The sequence below is a fragment of the Isoptericola cucumis genome (assembly GCF_014635665.1).
Classification (GTDB): domain Bacteria; phylum Actinomycetota; class Actinomycetes; order Actinomycetales; family Cellulomonadaceae; genus Isoptericola; species Isoptericola cucumis.
Window position 1 is genome coordinate 22,253 of sequence record NZ_BMDG01000018.1, and the last position, 21,936, is coordinate 44,188.

Below are 21,936 nucleotides of genomic sequence, written 5' to 3' on the forward strand. Positions count from 1 at the left end.
CGCTCCCTGAAGGGGCGGGCCGAGGGGGTCGCGGGGACGCCTGCTGCTGCGGGCGGTCAGGCGGCGGTCGTCAGGTGCGTGCGCGTGGTCGCCGGCCGGGGCGTGGCGACGGCGGGGGTCGCGGCACCGAGGCTGCGGAGCGAGGCGCCCATGAGACCGACGAGGACGCCGAGGCCCATCACCAGGGCGCTGACGCCGTAGGCCACGACGGACGTGAAGAGCGAGGCCCGCAGGAACGAGGCGTTCATCGCCGTGTCGCGCAGCGGGTCGTCCTGCTCCAGCTGGGCGTAGGTCTGCCCGCCGGTCGCCTCGAGCGCGTGCTTGTCGATGACCTGCGCCTGCGCGTACGCCGAGAAGGGGCCGTCGACGGTGTCGCCGGCGAGGAACGCGGCGTCCTCGGAGACCGTGATCTCCTGGGCGGACAGCTGGGAGCTGACGGTGGCCCAGGTGGCGGCACCGGCGCCGATCATGACGAGGCCGGCGACGATGGCGAGGATGCCGACGGTGCGGGCCAGGCGAGAGGTGCCGCCTGCGGTGCGGGTGGTGGTCATGGTCCCCTCCGGGGGTGCGGGGCCGCGGGTCCCGCGGCGGGTGGTGCGCCGGTCCGGCGCTCGCCTCTATGGTAAGACCACACCTCGCCCGGGCGCAGGGTGGATGCATGTGAAGTCCTTCACATGCATCCGAGCGGGCCGTGGGGGCGGAGGTCGCGGGGCAGGGTCCGCCTGGCTACCGTGGCGAGGAGGGCGACGGCTGTCCGGCCGCCGCACGTCGAAGGGGGAGGACCATGAGCGAGCGCTCCGGACTGGGCGGGCTGTTCGACAAGGCCAAGGACAAGGCCAAGGACCTGGCGACCGACGAGAACATCGAGAAGGCCGCGGAGCAGGTGAAGAAGGTCGCGCCGGACAAGGTCGACGGCTACGTCGACAAGGCCGCCGACGAGGCCAAGAAGCGCAACGACTGACGCGTGCTCCGTGCGCGGGCCGCACGGGTGAGTACGATCGTGGGGCGTCACCGGTGGTGACGCCCCACGGCCGTCCCCGGCTCTGCCTCGGCGGCCGCCCGCTCGACCGCCTGCGAGCACGTTCGCAGCGGTCACACCGACTCACAAGGAGCTGCACGTGTCCGACGTCGCCTCGCCGATGCCACCGAACCCCGACCACCAGCAGGACGCGGTGACGGTGCAGACGCCGACGACGGGCACCGAGCTCTTCGCCGACCGCCGCGACGTCGTCGTCGTGCGCGTCGACGGCGAGCTCAAGGACCTGTCCACCCCGCTGGCGGCCGGCACCGTCGTCGAGCCGGTCACGATCGGCTCGCCCGACGGCCTCGCCGTGCTGCGGCACAGCGCCGCGCACGTGCTCGCCCAGGCGGTGCAGCAGGTGAACCCGAAGGCGAGGCTCGGCATCGGCCCGCCGGTCACGGACGGCTTCTACTACGACTTCGACGTGGAGACCCCGTTCACGCCCGAGGACCTGAAGGCTCTCGACAAGGCGATGGCACGCATCATCAAGGAGGGTCAGACCTTCCGCCGCCGCGTCGTGACCGAGGACGAGGCGCGGGCCGAGCTGGCCGACGAGCCGTACAAGCTCGAGCTCATCGGCCTCAAGGGCGGCGCGGCGCCGGCCGAGGGCGACGACGCGGGCGTCTCCGTCGAGGTGGGCGCCGGCGAGCTGACGATCTACGACAACGTGCGCGGCGCCGGTCGCGAGAGCGAGACCGTGGTGTGGAAGGACCTGTGCCGCGGCCCCCACCTGCCCAGCACGAAGCTGATCGGCAACGGCGTGCAGCTGATGCGCACCGCCGCGGCCTACTGGCGCGGCAGCGAGAAGAACCCGCAGCTGCAGCGCGTCTACGGCACCGCCTGGCCCAGCAAGGACGAGCTCAAGGCCTACCTCGAGCGTCTCGCCGAGGCGGAGCGGCGCGACCACCGCCGCCTCGGCAGCGAGCTCGACCTCTTCTCGTTCCCGGACGAGATCGGCTCGGGCCTGCCGGTCTTCCACCCCAAGGGCGCCATGGTGCGCATGGAGATGGAGGACTACTCGCGACGCCGGCACATCGAGTCCGGGTACTCGTTCGTGTCCACCCCGCACATCACCAAGGCGAAGCTCTTCGAGACCTCGCGGCACCTCGACTGGTACGCGGACGGGATGTACCCGCCCATGCATCTCGACGCCGAGCTCGACGACGAGGGCAACGTGCGCAAGCCCGGCCAGGACTACTACCTGAAGCCGATGAACTGCCCGATGCACAACCTCGTCTTCTCCTCGCGGGGCCGGTCGTACCGGGAGCTGCCGCTGCGGCTGTTCGAGTTCGGCACCGTCTACCGCTACGAGAAGTCCGGCGTGGTGCACGGCCTGACGCGCGCCCGCGGCTTCACCCAGGACGACGCGCACATCTACTGCACGCGCGAGCAGATGCAGACCGAGCTGACCTCGCTCCTGACGTTCGTGCTCGAGCTGCTGCGCGACTACGGCCTGAACGACTTCTACCTCGAGCTGTCCACGCGCGACCCCGAGAAGTCCGTGGGCGACGACGCGACGTGGGACGAGGCCACGGAGGTGCTGCGCCAGGTCGCGACGGCGTCCGGCCTCGAGCTGGTCGCCGACCCGGGCGGTGCGGCGTTCTACGGCCCGAAGATCTCGGTGCAGGCCAAGGACGCCATCGGGCGCACGTGGCAGCTCTCGACCATCCAGCTCGACTTCTTCGAGCCGGAGCTGTTCGAGCTCGAGTACACGGCGTCCGACGGCTCGCGGCAGCGTCCGGTCATGATTCACCGCGCCCTGTTCGGCTCGATCGAGCGGTTCTTCGGCATCCTCGTGGAGCACTACGCGGGCGCGTTCCCGGCCTGGCTGGCTCCGGTCCAGGTGCTGGCCGTGCCCGTGGCCGACGCGTTCGACGACTACCTCTCCGACGTCGTCGCCCAGCTCAAGGCCCAGGGCATCCGCGCCGAGATCGACCGGTCGGACGACCGGTTCGGCAAGAAGATCCGCAACGCCGCCAAGGAGAAGGTGCCGTTCGTGCTCATCGCGGGCGGGGAGGACGCGGAGGCCGGCGCGGTGTCGTTCCGCTTCCGCGACGGCAGCCAGGAGAACGGGGTGCCGGTCGCCGACGCGATCGAGCGCATCGTCGCCGCCGTCCGCGACCGCGTCCAGGTCTGAGCATGGGCGAGCACGACACCGAGCCCGCGGGCGCCTTCGGGCCGCCCGAGGACTCCATGCAGCGGCTCTGGACGCCGCACCGCATGGTGTACATCGGGGGGCAGGACAAGCCGGCCGACGGCTCCGTCGCCCAGTGCCCGTTCTGCCGCATCCCGACGCGCGACGACGAGACCGGTCTCGTCGTCGCGCGCGGGCGCGAGTGCTACGCCGTGCTCAACCTGTACCCGTACAACTCCGGGCACCTCATGGTGCTGCCGTACCGGCACGTGTCGGACTACGTGGACCTGACGCCCACCGAGACGGCGGAGCTCGCCACCATGACGCAGACGGCGGTGCGCGCCCTGCGGGCCGCCTTCGCCCCGGCAGGGTTCAACCTCGGCATGAACCAGGGCGAGGTGGCGGGGGCCGGCATCGCGGCGCACCTGCACCAGCACGTGGTGCCCCGGTGGCTCGGCGACGCGAACTTCCTGCCGGTCGTGGGCCAGACGAAGGCGCTCCCGGAGCTGCTCGCGGAGACCCGGGCGCGGGTCGCCGCCGCGTGGGACGGCGTGGACGGGGGCGATGCCTGATGTTCTCCCGCCTGCGCGGTGCGATGCAGGGGTTCTGGAAGCCCCTGGCGACGCTGCTTCTGCGGTGGGGCGTGTCCCCGGACGCCGTGACGATCGCGGGCACCGTGATCGTCAGCGCCCTCGCCCTCACCCTTCTTCCCACGGGCCACCTCCTGCTCGGTGGCCTCCTCATCGGCGTCTTCGTGCTGACGGACTCCCTCGACGGGGTCATGGCCCGCATGTCGGGGCGTACGGGTCCGTGGGGGGCGTTCCTCGACTCGACGCTCGACCGCGTCTCCGACGGCGCCGTGTTCGTCGGGATCACCCTGTGGTTCGTGCTGCACCCCGACGAGCCGTACGCGACCTGGGGCGCCGTTGCCGCGCTGGCCTGCCTGGTGCTCGGGTCCGTCGTGCCCTACGCCCGTGCCCGCGCCGAGAGCGTGGGCGCGACGGCCGCGGTCGGGATCGCGGAGCGCGCCGACCGGCTGTTCCTCGCGCTGGCGGGCATCACCTTCGTCCCGCTCGGCGTGCCGGTGCTCGTGGCCGTGGTGGTGCTGACCCTGCTCGCCGCCGCGAGCGCCGTCACCATCGTGCAGCGGGTCGCCACGGTGCGCCGGCAGCTCACGGCCGGCTCTGCGACCGGTGCTGCGACCGACGCCGCGACCGACCGCGCGCCCGACCAGGAGCCGGAGGCCTGATGCACCTCGACGTCGCCAAGCTCTACACCTTCGCGTGGCGGCACGCGCCGAAGGTCCCGGAGCCCGTCCTGCGGGCCGCCTTCACGCTCGTCGCCGACGTCACCTGGTGCTGCCGCACCCAGGGGGTGCGGCGCCTGGAGGCGAACTACGCCCGCGTGCGCCCCGACCTCGACGGCCCGGCGCTGCGCCGCCTCACCCGTGCGGGCATGCGGTCGTACATGCGGTACTTCCGGGAGGCGTTCACGCTCCAGGGCGCGACGCCCGAGCAGGTCACCGCTCGCGTGCGCGTCGAAGGCCTCGAGAACCTGCAGCCGCACGTCGACGCCGGGCGCGGGGTGTCCCTCGCGCTCGCGCACCTCGGCAACTGGGACCTCGCCGGCGCGTACGCGAGCGCGCACATCGCCCCGGTGCTCACCGTCGCGGAGCGGCTGAAGCCGGAAGAGCTGTTCCAGGAGTTCGTCGCCTTCCGCCGCTCGCTCGGGATCGAGGCGCTGCCGCTGGGCGACGCGGACGTCTTCCGCAGCCTGGTGCGGGGCGGGGCGGCGGGAGGCGTCATCATCCCGCTGCTGGCCGACCGGGACCTCACCGCCCGCGGGATCGAGGTCGACCTGTGCGGGCACCGGGCGCGGGTCGCCGCCGGCCCCGCGACCCTGGCGCTCACCGCGAAGGTGCCGCTCGTGCCGGTCGGGATCACGTACGAGCGCCTGACGGGCGAGCGGAGGCGGGTCGCGGGCACGGCGTGGGGCATCGTGCTGCGGTTCTACCCCGAGGTCCCCGTGCCGGACGTGACCACGGCCGCCGGCAAGCCCGACCGCCGGGCGCAGGCGGCGCTCATGACGCAGGGCTGGGTCGACGCCGTCGGGCGCACCCTGGTGGAGAGCACCCAGGACTGGCACATGCTGCAGCGGGTCTTCGTCGACGACCTCGACCAGGAGCGCTACGCCCGCACGCAGGCCGCCGACGCGAGAGAGGCCCGAGCCCGATGACCGGTCCCGTCGAGACGATGCCGTCGCCCGCGGTGGGCGTCCGCCCGCTGCGCGTGGGCATCGTCTGCCCCTACTCGTTCGACGCCCCCGGCGGCGTGCAGTTCCACGTGCGCGACCTGGCCCAGGAGCTGCAGCGCCAGGGCCACGAGGTCTCGGTGCTCGCGCCGGCCGACGAAGGCACCCCGGTCCCGGAGGTCGTCACCTCCGCCGGCCGCGCGGTCGCCGTGCGCTACAACGGCTCCGTCGCGCGCCTGTCGTTCGGCCCGCGGGCCGCGTCCCGCGTGCGCCGCTGGATCGAGGCGGGCGACTTCGACGTGCTGCACCTGCACGAGCCGATGGTGCCCAGCCTCGCGATGCTGGCGCTGTGGGTCGCCGAGGTGCCGGTGGTGGCCACGTTCCACACGTCCCAGGAGCGCTCGCGCGCGCTGCAGGTGGCCTACCCGCTGCTGCGCCAGTCGCTGGAGAAGATCGCGGCGCGCATCGCCGTGTCGGAGGACGCGCGCCGCACCCTGGTGGAGCACCTGGGCGGGGACGCCGTGGTCATCCCCAACGGGGTCTACGTCGACGCGTTCACGGCGGCCGCGCCCGCCGAGCGGTGGCGCGGCACGCCCGACGCCCCGACGATCGCCTTCCTCGGCCGGCTGGACGAGCCGCGCAAGGGGCTCGAGGTGCTCGCGGCCGCCGCGCCCCGGGTGCTCGCGCACGCTCCCGGCGCGCGGTTCCTCGTGGCGGGCCGGGGTGACGCCGGCCGCGACGCCGCCGTCGAGGCGCTGGGGCCCCGTGCCGCGTCCTTCGAGTTCCTCGGTGGCGTCAGCGACGAGGAGAAGGCGTCCCTGCTCGCGTCCGCGGACCTGTACGTCGCGCCGCAGACGGGCGGCGAGAGCTTCGGCATCGTCCTGGTCGAGGCGATGAGCGCCGGCGCCGGCGTCGTCGCGAGCGACCTCGGTGCGTTCCGGCGGGTGCTCGACGACGGCGCGGCGGGGCGGCTGTTCCGCACCGGCGAGCCCGACGACCTGGCGCGGGCCCTGATCGAGGCCCTCGACGACCCGGCCGGCACCGCCGTGCGCCGCGATCGTGCGAGCGCGTTCGTGCAGCAGTTCGACTGGACGGCCGTCACCGAGCAGGTGCTCGCCGTGTACGAGATGGCGGTCGCCGCGGGCGACGCGCTGGGCAGCGAGGAGGCGCTCGCCGCCGTGGCACGCGACGAGCGGGCCGGATGGCGGCGGGTGCGCCGCACGGCAGGGGGTGAGGGCGCATGAGCTGGTCGGAGATCGCGCTCGTCGTGATCGTCGTGGCGGCGGTCGTGGTGTGGCTCGCCTGGATCTCGGCGTCCCGCCTGGACCGCCTGCACCGCAAGGTCGTCGCGTCGCGGCTGGCGCTGCAGGCGCAGCTTGCGCGCCGGGCCGGCGCCGCGATCGACCTCGCGTCGTCGGGGCTGCTCGACCCGGCCGGGGCCGTGCTCGTCGCCGACGCGGGCTTCGCCGTCGTGGAGGACCCCGCAGGCCCGCCGCCGCCCGGTGGCGAGCTCGGGCTGGGCGGACTCGGGGCGGCGCGCGAGCGCGCGGAGAGCGGGCTGTCGGCGACGCTGCGTTCCGCGCTGGGCGACGACGACGCGATCCGCGAGCTGCGCGCCGGCACCGACGGCGAGACGCTCGTCGGGGCGCTCGCCGCCGCGTGGTACCGGGCGCAGCTCGCCCGTCGGTTCCACAACGAGGCGGTCGCCCAGGCACAGCGGGCGCGGCGCACGTGGTACGTGCGGCTGCTGCACCTGTCCGGCCGGGCGGCCGTGCCCCAGACCGTCGAGCTGGACGACCAGATGCCGGCCGGTCTCGGCCGGTCGTGACCGCTGCCCCTGAGCGGGCGCGCGCGACCGTAGGATGGCCTGGAGGCGTGACACCGGTCACGCCGCGGACACGAGCGAGGTTGCGTTGAGCGAGAGCACCGGGAACCACGGCGCCACGGGCGCCGGCGAGGTGGGCACCGCCCGCGTCAAGCGGGGCATGGCCGAGATGCTCAAGGGTGGCGTCATCATGGACGTCGTCACCGCGGAGCAGGCGAAGATCGCCGAGGACGCGGGGGCCGTCGCCGTGATGGCGCTCGAGCGCGTGCCGGCCGACATCCGTGCCCAGGGCGGGGTGTCGCGGATGAGCGACCCCGACATGATCGACGGCATCGTCGAGGCCGTCTCCATCCCGGTGATGGCCAAGGCGCGCATTGGCCACTTCGTCGAGGCGCAGGTGCTCCAGTCCCTCGGGGTCGACTACGTCGACGAGTCCGAGGTCCTGACCCCCGCCGACTATGCCAACCACATCGACAAGTGGCAGTTCACCGTGCCGTTCGTGTGCGGCGCCACCAACCTCGGCGAGGCGCTGCGCCGCATCACCGAGGGCGCGGCGATGATCCGTTCCAAGGGCGAGGCCGGCACGGGCGACGTGTCGAACGCGACCACGCACATGCGCCAGATCCGCGCGCAGATCCGCCGGCTGACCTCGATGGAGCCCGACGAGCTGTTCGTCGCCGCCAAGGAGCTGCAGGCGCCGTACGAGCTCGTCGCCGAGATCGCGCGCACCGGCAAGCTCCCCGTGGTGCTGTTCACCGCGGGCGGCATCGCGACGCCCGCCGACGCGGCGATGATGATGCAGCTCGGGGCCGAGGGCGTGTTCGTGGGGTCCGGCATCTTCAAGTCCGGCGACCCTGTCGCGCGCGCCAAGGCGATCGTGCAGGCCACCACCTTCTACGACGACCCCTCCGTGATCGCGAAGGTCTCGCGCGGCCTGGGCGAGGCGATGGTCGGGATCAACGTCGAGGAGGAGCCCGAGCCGGTCCGGCTGGCCGAGCGCGGCTGGTGACGCCCCGCTCCGGGGGCTGACGGGCCGGCCCGCGGGGTCCTGCCCACCCGGTACCGGCCCGGTGCCGGCCCGGTGTCAGCCCGGTTCAGCTCAGCGGCACGATCCCGGTCCGCCCCTCCCAGGTGCCGTGCTCCGCGAGCGGGCGGAAGCGGAACGTCGCGAACTCGTGGTGGAAGTCGCGACGACGACGTTCGACCATGGCGTCCGCGTGCCGTCGGTCCGGGTGGTCGCCGGCGCGGCCGTGCACCATCTGCTCCATCTCGCGCACGGTGCGCCACACGGAGAAGGTGGCGATGGTGCGCGGCGGCCGGACGGCGGCCAGGGCCAGCGTGGTGCCGGGGTGGTCGCGCACCTGGCGTTCGACGGGTCGGCCCCAGCGCAGGAACCGGGGCACCTCGGGCAGGCGCATCCGCGCGACCGTCACCGCGACCACGGGTTCGTCCTGGTCCCAGCCGCCCGTCCGGGCGGGCAGGCCGGGCAGGGCCGCGAGCCGCGACCAGCGGCGCAGGTACTCCAGGCGGACGTGCCACCCGGCCGCCAGGTGACGGCCGAGGGCGTCCTCGGACAGGAAGCGGTCCACGGCGTCCTCGTCGCACCACTGCGCGAACACCGCGATGCGTCTCAGCTGCAGCCGGTCCAGAGAGACGGCCGGCGCCCCCAGGCGCATGAGGGCCAGGCACTCGGCGTGGTCCAGCCCGGGAGCGCCGGTGCTCGACGGCGGTCGCAGCAGCGCGCGTGCCGTCACGGCGGCGGGCAGCTCGGCGAGGTGGAACGTGTGGATCATCGGGCGCGCTCCATCTTGTAGTGCAGCCGCATCATCCAGGTGCGCCAGATCCGCAGCTCGTGGTCGGTACGGAGCACCCCGTCCGGGTCGAGGGACAGCCGGAAGGTCTCGTGGAGCGGGACGCGCGCGGCGTAGTCCCGCCCGCCGTCGTGGACCACGACGTACGCGCCGTCCTGCCCGAACCGCCCCGGGGGGCGACTCCAGGACGAGTCCGCCGCCGTCGCCGACGACCGGGCGCAGGAACACCTGGACGTTGCCGGACTCGAGCGGGAACGCGACGTGCACGCTCGGCCGTGCCGCGCCGGGGAGCCGGCGCGCCGAGTAGCACCCGCTGAACACGTAGCGGCCCGACGGGCGGAGCGTCCGCAGCCACGCGGCGCCCACCTGCTCGCCGTCCCCGTCGCGGATCACGCGGACCTGGCTGTCCATCCCGTGCGCGACGTCGAGCGGGCGCATCGGGAGGGACAGCTGCTCCACCCGGCGGCCGAACAACCGCGCGACCAGCTCGCCGGCCGGCCAGAACAGGGGCGACCAGCCGCTCCACACCTCCATGTGCCAGGCGGCGGTGTGCTCGTAGAAGTCGCGGACCCGCCGGTCCAGCCGGGCGGCGTCGAACCCGGGCCCGTCGAGGACCGTCATCGCCGGGAGCAGGCCGGGTGCGGGGCCTGCCGCAGGGGCCGTGGCCGCGGCGGCGTCGTCGACCGTGCCGCCGTGGTGCGCGGCCTCGGCGGCGAGCCAGCCGTCCCCGACGGTGGAGGAGCGGCTCGTCGGCGCGCGCAACCAGGAGTGGTCGGAGGCGAGATCGACGCGCTTGCCGACCAGGCGCCAGAACTTCCGGGACCCGAGGTCCAGCAGGTGGTTCACGGGAGCGCATCCTTCCAGGTCGCCGGCGCCGCCGTCGGTCGGGTGAGCGGTTGGGCCGTGGTGGTCGGCTACCGTCGGGGCGTGCTGCTGCCTGAGTCGTCGGTGCCCGGGGCAGACCTGCCCGTGCGGGCGGTCCTGCCCGCCACGGTCGACGCCGTCCGGTCGCGCGGGACCGCGGTGCTGGTCGCGCCGCCCGGGTCGGGCAAGACCTCGCTGCTGCCGCTCGCGCTGGCCGACGCGCTCGGAGGCACGATCCTCGTCGCCGAGCCGCGAAGGATGGCGACCCGCGCGGCCGCGAGCCGGCTGGCGTCGCTGGTCGGCGAGCCGCTCGGGCAGCGGATCGGCTACGCGATGCGGGGCGAGCGCAGCGGCGGGAAGGGCCTGCGCATCGAGGTGGTGACGACGGGGCTCCTGGTCCGGCGCCTGCAGCGGGACCCGGAGCTGCCGGGCGTCTCCGCGATCGTGATCGACGAGTGCCACGAGCGGCACCTGGACGCCGACCTGCTGCTCGCGCTCGGCGTCGACATCCGGGCGAACCTGCGGGACGACCTGGCGATCGTCGCCACCTCGGCCACCGCGGACACGGTCCGGCTGAGCCGTGTGCTGGGCGCCGACGACCCCGCACCGGTGATCTCCGCGTCCGCCGCGCAGTTCGACGTGACGACCGAGTGGGCCCCACCACCGTTGCCCACGCCGCTGCTGCCCGGCGGGCGGGTCGACCCGCGCCTGCTGGACCACGTCGCGGCCGTCGTCCGGCGGGGGATCGCCGAGAACGACGGCGACGTCCTCGTGTTCGTCCCGGGGGAGGCCGAGATCCACGGGGTGACCCGCAGGTTGGCCGGTGAGAACGTCCTGCCGTTGTTCGGCCGCCAGTCGAGGGCCGAGCAGGAGCGCGCGCTGGCACCGGCCGCCACACGCCGGATCGTGGTCACGACGTCGGTCGCGGAGAGCTCGCTGACGGTCCCCGGGGTCAGGGTCGTGGTCGACTCCGGTCTGGCCCGGGAGCCACGGACCGACCAGTCCCGTGGCCTCGGGGCGCTGGTCACCTGCCGGGTCTCGAGGTCGTCGGCCGACCAGCGCGCGGGCCGCGCCGGGCGCGAGGCGCCGGGCCGGGTCTACCGATGCTGGTCCGCCACCGACCACGCGCGTCTCGACGACCACCCGGCGCCGGAGATCGCCGTCGCCGACCTGGCGGCCTTCGCGCTCGACCTCGCGGCGTGGGGTGCGCCTGCCGGTGCCGGGCTGACCCTGCTCGACGCGCCGCCGGCGCCGGCCATGACCGCGGCCACCGAGCTGCTGCGCCGCATCGACGCCGTGGACGACGACGGCCGGATCACGGCGCGCGGCCGGCAGATGACGGAGATCGGGGTGCATCCTCGCCTCGCGCGTGCGCTGCTGGACGGCACGCCGCGGGTCGGCGCCGACCGGGCGCGCGAGGTCGTCGCGATGCTCTCGGACGACTCCGGCCGTGGTTCCGGCGACGACCTGCCGGCCCGCTGGCGGGCCCTTCGCCGTGGCGAGGACCGGGGAGCGACGGCCCGCTGGCGAGAAGAGACGAAGCGCCTCGGCCGCGGCGCGTCGGGCGGCGCGTCGGGCGGGCCGCCCGGGCACGGGACGCGCGGGGTGCCGGACGATCTCGCGGCGGGGATCGTGGTGGGGCTGGCCTTCCCCGATCGGATCGCGCGCGCCCGGGGGACCGGCTCGGCGACCTACCAGATGTCCGGCGGCACGGGTGCCGCGCTCGATCCGCAGTCGCCGTTGCGGGGCACGACCTGGCTGGCGGTCGCGGTCGCCGACCGGGCGCCCGGTCGAGCCGACGCCAGGATCCGGTCCGCGGCGCCGATCGACGAGCAGACCGCGCGAGACGTCGCGGGTGAGCTCGTGGAGACCACCGACCAGATCCGCTGGGACGACGGCCGGGTCGTGACGCGGCGCGTCGAGACGCTCGGCGCGGTCGTGCTGGGCGACGTCCCGCTGACGAGTCCCGACCCGCTGCTCGTCCAGGCCGCGGTCCGCGACGGGATCCGCCGCAGCGGCCTGTCCGTCCTGCGCTGGTCGGAGGCCGCGCTCGCCCTGCGGGAGCGGCTCGCGTTCTGCCACGCCCACCTCGGCGCTCCCTGGCCCGCGGTCGACGACGAGGCCCTGCTGGCCGACCTCGACGGGTGGCTGGGTGCCGAGCTCGCCGCGGTGCGCAGCGCGCGCGACCTCGCCCGCATCGACGTGGCCTCGGCGCTGCGCCGGCTGCTGCCGTGGCCCGCGGCGGCCCGGTTCGGCGAGCTCGCGCCGGAGCGGCTCCGGGTCCCGTCGGGCTCCGAGGTCCGGCTCGCGTACGACGGCGTCGAGCCGCCCGTCCTCGCGGTGAAGCTGCAGGAGGTGTTCGGCTGGACCGCCGCTCCGGCCGTCGCGGACGGCCGTGTGCCGGTCGTGCTCCACCTGCTGTCGCCCGCACGGCGCCCGGTCGCGATCACGAGCGACCTCGCCTCCTTCTGGGTGCGGGGATACCCCCAGGTCCGTGCCGACCTGCGTGCCCGCTACCCCCGCCACCCGTGGCCGGAGGATCCGCTCGCCGCCGTCCCGACCGGACGACCGAAGCCCCGCCGGTGAGCCGCGGACGGCTCGCGCACCCGGACGGCTCACGCACCTGGACGGCCCCGCACGTGGCGTCGCCGACGGGTGGCCTCTGCGTGGCTAGCATGGACGGCATGGATGCCCGCCCCCTGCTGCTGCCCGCCGCACCGGTTCGAGACTCGTCACCCGGCGGCGCCACCGTCGAGGAGCAGCCCGAGCGGGCCCGGTCGGCGAGGGGCGGCTGGTGACGTCGGCATCCCTGGGGCCCGACTGGGTGCGCGGGCCCGACGGGCTGCGCCATCGCCGTGCCGCTCGCGTGATCGTGCTCGACGACGACGACCGCGTGCTCCTGGTCCGCGGGCACGACGCCGACCAGCCCGGGCGGTCGTGGTGGTTCACCGTCGGCGGCGGCATCGACCCCGGGGAGAGCGAGGTCGACGCCGCGCTCCGCGAGCTGCGCGAGGAGGCCGGGCTCCGGCTGCGGCCCGGTGACCTCGAGGGCCCGGTGCTGACCCGCGAGGGGGTGTTCCGCTTCCTCGCCGAGACGTGCCGCCAGGACGAGGTGTTCTTCGTCGCGCGCGTCGCGGGGCACGAGCCGTCCCGGGCCGGCTGGACCGACGTCGAGCGCGACGTCCTGGACGAGCTGCGCTGGATCAGCACCGCCGAGCTGCGCGACCAGCCGCACGAGGTCTTCCCGACCGCGCTGCCCGACCTCGTCGACGCGCTCGCCGAGGGGTGGGACGGCGTCGTACGGCACCTGGGGCTGCAGCACGACGACGAGGACGACGCGGACGCGGCGACGAGCGGGTCGAGCGCCGCGGCGGAGGGCAGCGCGTGACCCCGACGATCGGGGTGCTCGCCCTGCAGGGCGACGTGCGCGAGCACCTGGCCGCTCTCGGTGCGGTCGGCGCGCGCGGCGTGCCGGTGCGCCGCCGGTCCGAGCTGGACGCCGTGGACGGGCTGGTCCTGCCCGGCGGCGAGTCGACGACGATCGACAAGCTGCTGCGGATCTTCGAGCTGGCCGGTCCGCTGCGGGACGCGATCCGCGAAGGCCTGCCCGTCTACGGCTCCTGCGCGGGGATGATCCTGCTCGCCGACCGGATCGCCGGCGGCACCGCGGACCAGCGGACGCTCGGCGGGATGGACGTGCTCGTGCGGCGCAACGCCTTCGGCCGCCAGGTCGACTCGTTCGAGGCGGACCTCGAGATGCGAGGCGTCGCGGACGGCACCACGCGCCCGGTGCGGACCGCGTTCATCCGTGCGCCGTGGATCGAGGAGGCGGGGCCGGACGTCGAGGTGCTGGCCCGGATCCCGGACCGGTGGGCGGACGGGACGATGGTGGGCGACGCCGCCGGTAAGATCGTCGCAGCACGGACCGGACGGCTGCTCTCCACGGCGTTCCACCCGGAGATCACGGGGGACACGCGAGTGCACGGGATGTTCGTCAGGATGGTCGAGGAAAGCAATCGCGAAGGGGTCAGGTAGGTCATGTCCGGTCACTCCAAGTGGGCCACGACCAAGCACAAGAAGGCGGCGATCGACGCCAAGCGCGGGAAGCTCTTCGCGAAGCTCATCAAGAACATCGAGGTCGCGGCGCGCACCGGCGGGGGAGACCCGGCCGGCAACCCCACGTTGTTCGACGCCATCCAGAAGGCGAAGAAGTCGTCGGTCCCCAACGACAACATCGAGCGCGCCCTCAAGCGCGGCTCCGGCGAGGGCGCCGACGCCGTCGACTACCAGACGATCATGTACGAGGGCTACGGCAACAACGGGATCGCCGTCCTCGTCGAGTGCCTCACCGACAACAAGAACCGCGCGGCCGCCGAGGTCCGTACCGCGTTCTCGCGCAACGGTGGCAACCTGGCCGACCCGGGCTCGGTGTCGTACCTGTTCTCCCGCAAGGGGCTCGTCGTCGTGCCCAAGGCCGACGGCGTCACCGAGGACGACGTGATGCTCGCGGCCCTGGACGCCGGGGCCGAGGAGGTCACCGACGCCGGCGAGGTGATCGAGGTGCTGTCCGAGGCGACCGACCTGGTCGCGGTCCGCACGGCGATCCAGGACGCGGGGATCGAGTACGACTCCGCCGACTCGGTCTGGCACCCGTCGATGGAGGTCGAGGTCGACGTCGAGGGCGCGCGCAAGATCATGCGCCTCATCGACGCCCTCGAGGACAGCGACGACGTGCAGAACGTCTACGCGAACTTCGACGCCTCCGACGAGGTCATGGCCGCCCTCGACGAGGAGTGATCCCGCTCGCCCCGGCGGGCCACGCCGTCGGCGTCCGCGTCGCGTGAGATGGTGACGGCGTGCGCGTGCTGGGAGTGGATCCGGGCCTGACCCGGTGCGGGGTCGGCGTCGTCGACTCGCGACCGGGCCGGCGGGCCGCGTTCGTCGACGTGGGCGTCGTGGGCAGCGACCCGGGCGCGAGCATCGACCTGCGGCTGCTGGCGGTCGCCGACGGCCTGGAGACGTGGATGGACCGGCACGTGCCGGACGTGGTGGCGGTCGAGCGGGTGTTCGCCCAGCACAACCGGGGCACCGTGATGGGTACCGCGCAGGTCGCGGGGATCGCGATGCTCGTGGCCGCCCGCCGCGGGGTGCCGGTGGCCATGCACACGCCCAGCGAGGTGAAGGCGGCCGTCACCGGCTCCGGCCGGGCCGGCAAGGAGCAGGTGCAGCACATGGTGGCGCGCATCCTGGGTCTCGACGAGCTGCCGAGACCCGCCGACGCCGCCGACGCCCTCGCCCTGGCGGTGACGCACCTGTGGCGCCCGGCCGGCGCGCTGCAGGGCGGGGACCGGCACGAGCTGACCCCGGCGCAGCGGGCCTGGGCCGCGGCCGAGCAGTCCGCACGCCGCGGCTCGCACCGGGGCGCGCCCACGCGCGCCCGTGGCTGACCTCCCGTCTCCGACCGTGCGCGGCTGACCTCCCCGCGGGGCCGCCGGCGCCCCGCGCCGCCGCCCACCGTGTCGTGACCCGGCGCCGTCGGCGGGGGTTGTTACAGTGACGCCTCGTACGGGTGTTCGACCATGTTCCCGGCGGTGTTCGACGGAAGGAAGCCAGCGGTGATCGCCTCCCTGACCGGCACGGTCACGCACGTGTCCCTGGAACGGGTGGTGCTGGACGTCGGCGGCGTGGGGTACCTCGTGCACGCCACCCCCGGCACCCTCGCGGGTCTGCGGGTGGGGGAGCGCGCACAGCTGCACACCACCCTCGTCGTGCGCGAGGACTCGATGACGGTCTACGGGTTCGCGGAGGCGGACGAGCGCGAGGTCTTCGAGACGGCGCAGTCCGTGTCGGGGGTCGGGCCGCGGATCGCGCTGGCGATGCTCGCCGTCATGCCCCCGGACGCCCTGCGTCGTGCGGTGGACTCCGACGACACGGCGGCGCTGCGGCGGGTGCCCGGCGTCGGGCCGAAGAGCGCGCAGCGCATCGTCCTGGAGCTGTCCGGCAAGCTCGGTGCGCCGTCGTCCGGCGGCCCCGGCGCGCAGGAGACGCCGACGCCGGCGTCGGGCGACGCGGGCCGCGACCAGGTGGTCGAGGCGCTCGTCGGCCTCGGCTGGACCGCGAAGGTCGCGCAGGACGCGGTGGACCGGGTTCTGGCCGACTCGGCGACGGACGGCGCGCCGGCCGCACCGGTCGACGTCGCCGCCACGCTGCGCGCGGCCCTGCGGTCGCTGGGCGGCCGCCGTGGCTGACCTCACGGGCGGGTACCCGGACCAGGACGGCTACGCGGGCGAGCGGCTCGTCACCGCGGGCGCCGACGAGATCGAGCGCGCCGCCGAGGCGGCGCTGCGCCCCAAGAAGCTCGACGAGTTCGTCGGGCAGGTCGTGGTCCGCGAACAGCTCTCCCTCGTGCTGCAGGCGGCGCTGGCCCGGGAGGCCACGCCCGACCACGTGCTGCTCTCCGGGCCGCCCGGTCTGGGCAAGACGACGCTGGCCATGATCATCGCGGCCGAGCTCGGTGCCTCGCTGCGCGTCACCAGCGGGCCGGCCATCCAGCACGCGGGCGACCTCGCGGCCGTGCTCTCCTCGCTCGAGGAGGGCGAGGTGCTGTTCATCGACGAGATCCACCGCCTCGCCCGGCCGGCCGAGGAGCTGCTCTACGTGGCGATGGAGGACTTCCGGGTCGACGTCGTGGTCGGCAAGGGCGCCGGCGCCAGCGCGATCCCGCTGGCGCTGCCGCCGTTCACCGTGGTCGGGGCCACCACCCGGTCGGGGCTGCTGCCGGCGCCGCTGCGCGACCGGTTCGGCTTCACCGGCCACCTCGACTTCTACGACGCGCCGGAGCTGGAGCGGGTCATCCTGCGCTCCGCGGGCCTGCTGGGCGTCGAGATCCAGCACGGCGCGGCGCACGAGATCGCGGGCCGCTCCCGCGGCACCCCCCGCATCGCCAACCGGCTGCTGCGCCGTGTGCGCGACTGGGCGCAGGTGCGCGGCGACGGCCGGCTGGACCTGCGGGCCGCGCACGCCGCGCTCGAGGTGTACGAGGTCGACCCGATCGGGCTGGACCGGCTCGACCGGGCGGTGCTCGACGCCCTGTGCCGGCGGTTCGCCGGCGGGCCGGTCGGCCTCGGCACGCTGGCCATGACGGTGGGGGAGGAGCCGGACACGGTCGAGACCGTGGCCGAGCCGTACCTCGTGCGTGAAGGGCTCGTCGCGCGCACCCCGCGAGGTCGGGTCGCGACGGCGGCCGCCTGGCAGCACCTCGGCATCCAGCCGCCCCCGGGGGCCTGGGGGACGACGCCGGGGTCGCTGTTCGACCCCGACGAGGACGGCCGGGCGGGCTCCGTCGCCGGGCGTCTCCAGGGCCCGGGTCCGAGCGGCGGCTCGGGCCCCTAGACTGGGGTGGTCCCGGCCACAGGAGGACGGGACCGGAACTCGGCGGGCGGAGTGCTCGTTGGGGCCCGTACGCGCACAGTCACTGTGCCCGGCGCGCCGACCGGCGCGCCCCGACGCCCGCCTGTCGTCCTCGACGGTCGGGCAGCGACAGACAAGGACGCCCCTCCGTGGAAATGATCATCCTCTTTGTGGTCCTCGCCGGGCTCATGTTCTTCATGAGCGCCCGCTCCCGCAAGCAGCAGCGCGCCCAGCAGGAGTTCCGCTCCCAGCTCGCGCCCGGCCAGGAGGTCATGACCGGCTCGGGCCTGTTCGGGACGGTCGTGGAGGTCGACGAGGCCAGCGACACCGTCACCATCGAGTCCTCGCCCGGGACGCAGACGCGCTGGCTGCGCGCCGCCATCGCCAAGCGCGTCGACACGCCGGTCGAGGAGGGCTCCGAGACGGACGGCGAGACCGACGTCACAGATGAGTCCGGTGAGACCGGTACGATCACCTCCGGCGACGGTCACGTGGACGTCCCTGACGACCTGTCGAGCCTGGACACCGCCCAGCGGGAGTACCGGGAACAGCAGCGTCGTGAGGACGGCGAGACCGACTCCAAGTAACTCCACGCAGCAGCGGTACGCGAGGGCGGGCGTTCGGAGCCCCGCCCGCCTGACACCGCGCCGGCCGGGGCGACCCGGCCGGCGCCCTCACGCGTCGACCCAGGTCGGTGCGCACACGGGAAGAGACTGAAGTTGGCTGACTCACGCACGAAGCGGTCGCGGCCGGTACGCACCCTCGTCGTCCTGACGATCCTCACGATCGTGGTGCCGTTCCTCGCGCTCGGCGCCGGGGTGCTCTTCGACGGAAAGTCGGAGGAGAACCCGGGCGGGGCGAGCTGGGCGCCGGGTCTCGCGCTGGACCTGCAGGGCGGGACGCAGATCGTCCTGACGCCGGTGTCCACCGACGGCTCGGAGGTCACGGACGAGACCGTCTCGGAGTCGATCAACGTCATCCGGCAGCGCATCGACTCCTCGGGCGTGACCGAGGCCGAGATCACCAGCCAGGGGTCGGGCAACATCGTCGTCGGCATCCCCGGCGAGGTGGACCAGGCGACCATCGACCTGGTCTCGCAGCCCGCGCAGATGCGCTTCCGTCCCGTGCTGACCTACGCCCAGGGCACCCCGACCCCCGAGCAGGGGGGCGCCGGTGGCGGCGAGGAGGGCGCGCCCGCCGAGGGTGGCGGCGCGAAGGACGGCGCTGCGAAGGACGGCGCGGCCGACGACGCCGGTACGAGCCCGAGCGGCAAGAGCGCGGGCGGCGCGGTCCCGGACCCCGAGGCCACGGCTACCGCGGCGACCCAGGACCCGACGCCGGAGCCGACCGACGAGCAGTCCGGCGGCAAGGGCGAGGGGCAGGGCGACGCCGCGGCGACCGACCCCAGCGACCTCGCCCAGATCACGCCCGAGGTCCAGGCGGAGTTCGACGCCCTCGACTGCACCGACCCGAAGAACCTCACCGGCGGGGGCGGCGACGACCCCGACAAGGTGCTCGTCACCTGCGGCGAGAGCGACGGGATGAAGTACATCCTGGGGCCGATGGAGGTCGACGGGACGCACATCTCCTCCGCGAGCTCGGGGCTGGTCCCGGGGCCGAACGGCACCACCACCAACGAGTGGGGCGTCTTCCTCAACTTCGACAGCGTGGGCACCACGGAGTTCCGTGAGACCACGCAGCGCCTGCAGGGCCTCGAGCCGCCTCGCAACCAGTTCGCGATCGTCCTCGACAGCCTCGTGGTGTCCGCCCCGTCGCTGGACGCCGGCACCGTGATCACGGACGGCCAGGCACAGATCTCCGGCAGCTTCACGCAGGACTCCGCCGCCACGCTGGCGAACCAGCTGAGCTTCGGCGCGCTGCCGATCAACTTCGACGTGCAGAGCCAGGAGGAGATCTCCGCGACGCTGGGCTCCGAGCAGCTGCGCAACGGTCTGCTCGCGGGGCTCATCGGCCTCGCGCTGGTCGTCGTCTACTCGCTCTTCCAGTACCGCACGCTCGGGCTCCTGACCGTCGGATCGCTGGTCGTCGCCGGGGTGATGACGTACCTGGCGATCGCGATCCTCTCGTGGACGATGGGCTACCGGCTCTCCCTGGCGGGCGTCGCGGGCCTCATCGTCGCCATCGGCTTCACCGCGGACTCGTTCATCGTCTACTTCGAACGCATCCGCGATGAGATTCGCGACGGTCGCACGCTCTCCTATGCGGTCGAGCGCGGGTGGATTCGCGCACGCCGGACCGTGCTGGCCGCGAAGTCCGTCACCCTCATCTCCGCGATCATCCTCTACTTCCTCGCCGTGGGCGGCGTCCAGGGCTTCGCCTTCACCCTGGGCCTGACGACGATCATCGACGTCATGGTCGTCTTCTGGATGACGCACCCGGTGATGGAGGTCCTCTCGCGGATACCGTTCTTCCGCGACGGCCACAGTTGGTCGGGCCTCTCGCCGGAGCGCCTGCGCATCGGCAGCGGCCCGCGCTACGCGGGTGCCGGCCGGGTGCGGATGCCGGAGCCCGCGACGGTCGGCGCGCCGGCCACCGGTGCTGGTGCGAGCCCGGTGTCCGAGCCCGCCGCGCCCGCCCCGTCTGCCGGCCCGTCGGTCGGGGAGCGTGTCGGGGCCGCGGCGAGCACCGGAGCGCCGGCCACGGCCGCGACCGGTCGCCGGCTCACCATCGCCGAGCGTCGTGCGGCGGAGCGCAAGGCGGCCGCGGCCGCCGCGGACGGGTCGGCCCCCGACGGGTCCGCCCCGGACGGCCGCGCCCCTGACGACCCCGCGACCGCCGGGCCCGCCGCGTCAGACGAGAACGAGGAGAACCGGTGATGGCCGGCATGAACTTCGCCCAGTGGGGCAACGACCTGTACACCGGGCGGCGGTCCTACCCGATCGTCCAGCGTCGCAAGACCTGGTTCGCGATCGTCGGGGTCTTCGCGATCGCCTCGATCGTCGTGCTCCTGACCAAGGGGCTGACGCTCGGCATCGACTTCCGCGGCGGCACGGAGTTCACCGTGGCGGGCGCCACCACGACGGACCAGCAGCCCGCGGTGGACGCGGTGCACGACGTGCTGCCGGACGACGAGCCGCGTGTCGCGGTGGTCGGCGGCGACTCCGTGCGCGTGCAGACCGAGACGGTCGACGAGGCGCAGAAGTCGGAGCTGGCCACCGGCCTCGCGGACGCCTACGGCGTCGAGGAGTCGGCGATCACGACCTCGTTCGTCGGCCCGACGTGGGGCGCCGGCGTCTCGATGCGCGCCCTGTGGGGCACCGTGGTGTTCATCGCGGCGGCGGCGCTGTTCATGGCCGTCTACTTCCGCGCGTGGCGGATGTCGGTCGCGGCGATCGTGGCGATGCTGTCCGACCTGCTGATCTCGGCGGGTGTCTACTCGCTGATCGGCTGGGAGGTCACGCCGTCGACGATCATCGGCTTCCTGACGATCCTCGGCTTCTCGCTGTACGACAAGATGGTCGTGTTCGACAAGGTGCGCGAGAACACCGCCGACCTGCAGACCCAGACCCGCAGCACGTACGAGGAGCGGGCCAACCTGGCGGTCAACCAGACTCTCGTCCGGTCGATCAACACCTCCGTCGTCGCCCTGCTGCCGGTGGCGAGCATCCTGTTCGTCGGGGCGTTCCTGCTGGGCGCCGGCACGCTGCGCGACCTGTCGCTGTCGCTCTTCGTCGGCATCGCCGTCGGCGCGGCGTCGTCGATCTTCCTCGCCACGCCGCTCGACGCCGCCCTGCGCAACGGGGAACCGAAGATCGCCGCCCACACCCGGGCCGTGCTGGAGTCGCGTCAGCAGCTCGCGGCCGAGGGCGGCCACGAGGCCGAGCTCGCGGCGGCGAGCACCGGCTCCGCCCAGCTGATCCCCGGCCGGCACCAGGGCCAGGGCGCCCAGCCGCGCCGCCGGCGCGGGAACTGACCGGGCATGGGATGGGACATCGAACCGCAGCACCCGGCGCACGCCGCAGCCGGTGACGTGCCGGCCGCGCCGGGGGCGGACGACATCGTCCCCGACGCGCTCGCGCTCCTCGGCGCGGGGCGGGCCGCGCAGATCCGCGCGCTGATCAGGGACGTGCCGGACTACCCGCACCCGCCGGTCGTCTTCCGGGACATCACCCCCCTGCTCGCCGACGGTCCGGCGCTGACGGACGTCGTGGAGGCGTTCGCCGGCATGCACCTCGCCGACGGCGCGTCGGCGCTCGACGGGGAGATCGACGTCGTGGCGGGGATGGAGGCGCGCGGGTTCCTGCTGGGCGCGCCCCTGGCCACCCGGCTGGGCGTCGGGTTCCTGCCGCTGCGCAAGGCCGGCAAGCTGCCGCCGCCCGTCGAGCGGGTCGACTACGACCTCGAGTACGGCTCGGCGGCGATCGAGCTGCGCACGGGAACACTGCACCCCGGTGCGCGTGTTCTTCTCATCGACGACGTGCTGGCGACCGGCGGGACCGCCCGGGCGGCGGCCGAGCTCGTGGAGCGATCCGGCGGGCAGGTGGTCGCCCTGGCCTTCCTGCTCGAGCTGGTCGGCCTGGGCGGCCGCGACCGACTCACGGGGCGCACGGTCGAGACCCTGCTGCGAGTAGGGTCGTAGACTTGCCGTTCCGGACGTCCA

Annotated in this window: 21 protein-coding genes; 19 read left to right on the forward strand and 2 right to left on the reverse strand. The window is 74.2% G+C overall.

Annotated features, from left to right (window positions below; translation table 11 throughout):
- Nucleotides 1-56 precede the first annotated feature (56 nt).
- A complete protein-coding gene (locus IEW03_RS19625) occupies nucleotides 57-551 on the reverse strand; it encodes an aromatic ring-opening dioxygenase LigA (protein ID WP_188525407.1) in 495 nt (164 codons plus the stop codon).
- Nucleotides 552-784: 233 nt separating this feature from the next.
- Between IEW03_RS19625 and IEW03_RS19630 the strand changes: the two genes are divergently transcribed.
- The 8 genes from IEW03_RS19630 (at nucleotide 785) to pdxS (ending at nucleotide 8,239) form a co-directional block, all read left to right on the forward strand.
- Nucleotides 785-961 (forward strand): hypothetical protein, encoded by a 177-nt coding sequence (locus IEW03_RS19630; protein ID WP_188525408.1) that lies wholly within the window; start codon nucleotides 785-787, stop codon nucleotides 959-961.
- Between the two features lie 178 nt (nucleotides 962-1,139).
- Nucleotides 1,140-3,158, forward strand: coding sequence for a threonine--tRNA ligase (gene thrS, locus IEW03_RS19635; protein WP_188525448.1), 2,019 nt, complete (start codon nucleotides 1,140-1,142; stop codon nucleotides 3,156-3,158).
- Nucleotides 3,159-3,160: 2 nt separating this feature from the next.
- A complete protein-coding gene (locus IEW03_RS19640) occupies nucleotides 3,161-3,727 on the forward strand; it encodes an HIT family protein (RefSeq protein ID WP_188525409.1) in 567 nt (188 codons plus the stop codon).
- A complete protein-coding gene (pgsA, locus tag IEW03_RS19645; protein ID WP_188525410.1) occupies nucleotides 3,727-4,404 on the forward strand; it encodes a phosphatidylinositol phosphate synthase in 678 nt (225 codons plus the stop codon). The genes IEW03_RS19640 and pgsA overlap by 1 nt, the downstream gene beginning before the upstream one ends.
- Complete coding sequence (locus IEW03_RS19650) at nucleotides 4,404-5,390, forward strand: phosphatidylinositol mannoside acyltransferase (RefSeq protein WP_188525411.1); 987 nt, start codon at nucleotides 4,404-4,406, stop codon at nucleotides 5,388-5,390. The genes pgsA and IEW03_RS19650 overlap by 1 nt, the downstream gene beginning before the upstream one ends.
- Before the next feature lie 47 nt (nucleotides 5,391-5,437).
- Nucleotides 5,438-6,649, forward strand: coding sequence for a glycosyltransferase family 4 protein (locus IEW03_RS19655; protein ID WP_188525449.1), 1,212 nt, complete (start codon nucleotides 5,438-5,440; stop codon nucleotides 6,647-6,649).
- Entirely contained in the window at nucleotides 6,646-7,233 is a 588-nt protein-coding gene (locus IEW03_RS19660; RefSeq protein WP_188525412.1) for a hypothetical protein, read from the forward strand. Before IEW03_RS19655 ends, IEW03_RS19660 begins: the two co-directional genes overlap by 4 nt.
- A gap of 34 nt (nucleotides 7,234-7,267) precedes the next feature.
- The gene (pdxS, locus tag IEW03_RS19665) at nucleotides 7,268-8,239 is read left to right on the forward strand and encodes a pyridoxal 5'-phosphate synthase lyase subunit PdxS (protein WP_371870644.1); all 972 of its coding nucleotides are present in this window, start codon (nucleotides 7,268-7,270) and stop codon (nucleotides 8,237-8,239) included.
- An 85-nt stretch (nucleotides 8,240-8,324) separates the two neighbouring features.
- On the opposite strand, the gene IEW03_RS20530 is transcribed toward pdxS, so the two are convergent.
- Nucleotides 8,325-9,887, reverse strand: a complete 1,563-nt coding sequence (locus IEW03_RS20530) for a hypothetical protein (protein ID WP_229738456.1) — start codon at nucleotides 9,885-9,887, stop codon at nucleotides 8,325-8,327.
- 81 nt (nucleotides 9,888-9,968) lie between these two features.
- On the opposite strand from IEW03_RS20530, the gene hrpB reads away from it, so the two are divergent.
- The 11 genes from hrpB to IEW03_RS19730 all read left to right on the forward strand — a co-directional run bounded on the left by hrpB (nucleotide 9,969) and on the right by IEW03_RS19730 (nucleotide 21,915).
- A complete protein-coding gene (hrpB, locus tag IEW03_RS19680) occupies nucleotides 9,969-12,491 on the forward strand; it encodes an ATP-dependent helicase HrpB (RefSeq protein ID WP_229738457.1) in 2,523 nt (840 codons plus the stop codon).
- Between the two features lie 208 nt (nucleotides 12,492-12,699).
- Nucleotides 12,700-13,293: an NUDIX hydrolase gene (locus IEW03_RS19685; protein ID WP_371870645.1), complete on the forward strand. Its 594-nt coding sequence runs from the start codon at nucleotides 12,700-12,702 to the stop codon at nucleotides 13,291-13,293.
- The gene (pdxT, locus tag IEW03_RS19690) at nucleotides 13,290-13,940 is read left to right on the forward strand and encodes a pyridoxal 5'-phosphate synthase glutaminase subunit PdxT (RefSeq protein ID WP_188525415.1); all 651 of its coding nucleotides are present in this window, start codon (nucleotides 13,290-13,292) and stop codon (nucleotides 13,938-13,940) included. Before IEW03_RS19685 ends, pdxT begins: the two co-directional genes overlap by 4 nt.
- A 3-nt stretch (nucleotides 13,941-13,943) precedes the next feature.
- A complete protein-coding gene (locus IEW03_RS19695; RefSeq protein ID WP_188525416.1) occupies nucleotides 13,944-14,702 on the forward strand; it encodes a YebC/PmpR family DNA-binding transcriptional regulator in 759 nt (252 codons plus the stop codon).
- A gap of 59 nt (nucleotides 14,703-14,761) precedes the next feature.
- Nucleotides 14,762-15,352 (forward strand): crossover junction endodeoxyribonuclease RuvC, encoded by a 591-nt coding sequence (gene ruvC, locus IEW03_RS19700; protein WP_188525417.1) that lies wholly within the window; start codon nucleotides 14,762-14,764, stop codon nucleotides 15,350-15,352.
- A 168-nt stretch (nucleotides 15,353-15,520) separates the two neighbouring features.
- Nucleotides 15,521-16,153: a Holliday junction branch migration protein RuvA gene (ruvA, locus tag IEW03_RS19705; RefSeq protein WP_188525418.1), complete on the forward strand. Its 633-nt coding sequence runs from the start codon at nucleotides 15,521-15,523 to the stop codon at nucleotides 16,151-16,153.
- Nucleotides 16,146-17,297: a Holliday junction branch migration DNA helicase RuvB gene (ruvB, locus tag IEW03_RS19710; RefSeq protein WP_188525419.1), complete on the forward strand. Its 1,152-nt coding sequence runs from the start codon at nucleotides 16,146-16,148 to the stop codon at nucleotides 17,295-17,297. Before ruvA ends, ruvB begins: the two co-directional genes overlap by 8 nt.
- A gap of 173 nt (nucleotides 17,298-17,470) precedes the next feature.
- Nucleotides 17,471-17,902, forward strand: coding sequence for a preprotein translocase subunit YajC (gene yajC, locus IEW03_RS19715; protein ID WP_188525452.1), 432 nt, complete (start codon nucleotides 17,471-17,473; stop codon nucleotides 17,900-17,902).
- Nucleotides 17,903-18,028: 126 nt separating this feature from the next.
- Complete coding sequence (gene secD, locus IEW03_RS19720) at nucleotides 18,029-20,152, forward strand: protein translocase subunit SecD (RefSeq protein WP_188525453.1); 2,124 nt, start codon at nucleotides 18,029-18,031, stop codon at nucleotides 20,150-20,152.
- A complete protein-coding gene (secF, locus tag IEW03_RS19725; protein WP_188525420.1) occupies nucleotides 20,152-21,249 on the forward strand; it encodes a protein translocase subunit SecF in 1,098 nt (365 codons plus the stop codon). The genes secD and secF overlap by 1 nt, the downstream gene beginning before the upstream one ends.
- 6 nt (nucleotides 21,250-21,255) lie before the next feature.
- Nucleotides 21,256-21,915, forward strand: a complete 660-nt coding sequence (locus tag IEW03_RS19730) for an adenine phosphoribosyltransferase (protein ID WP_188525421.1) — start codon at nucleotides 21,256-21,258, stop codon at nucleotides 21,913-21,915.
- Nucleotides 21,916-21,936: the final 21 nt, after the last annotated feature.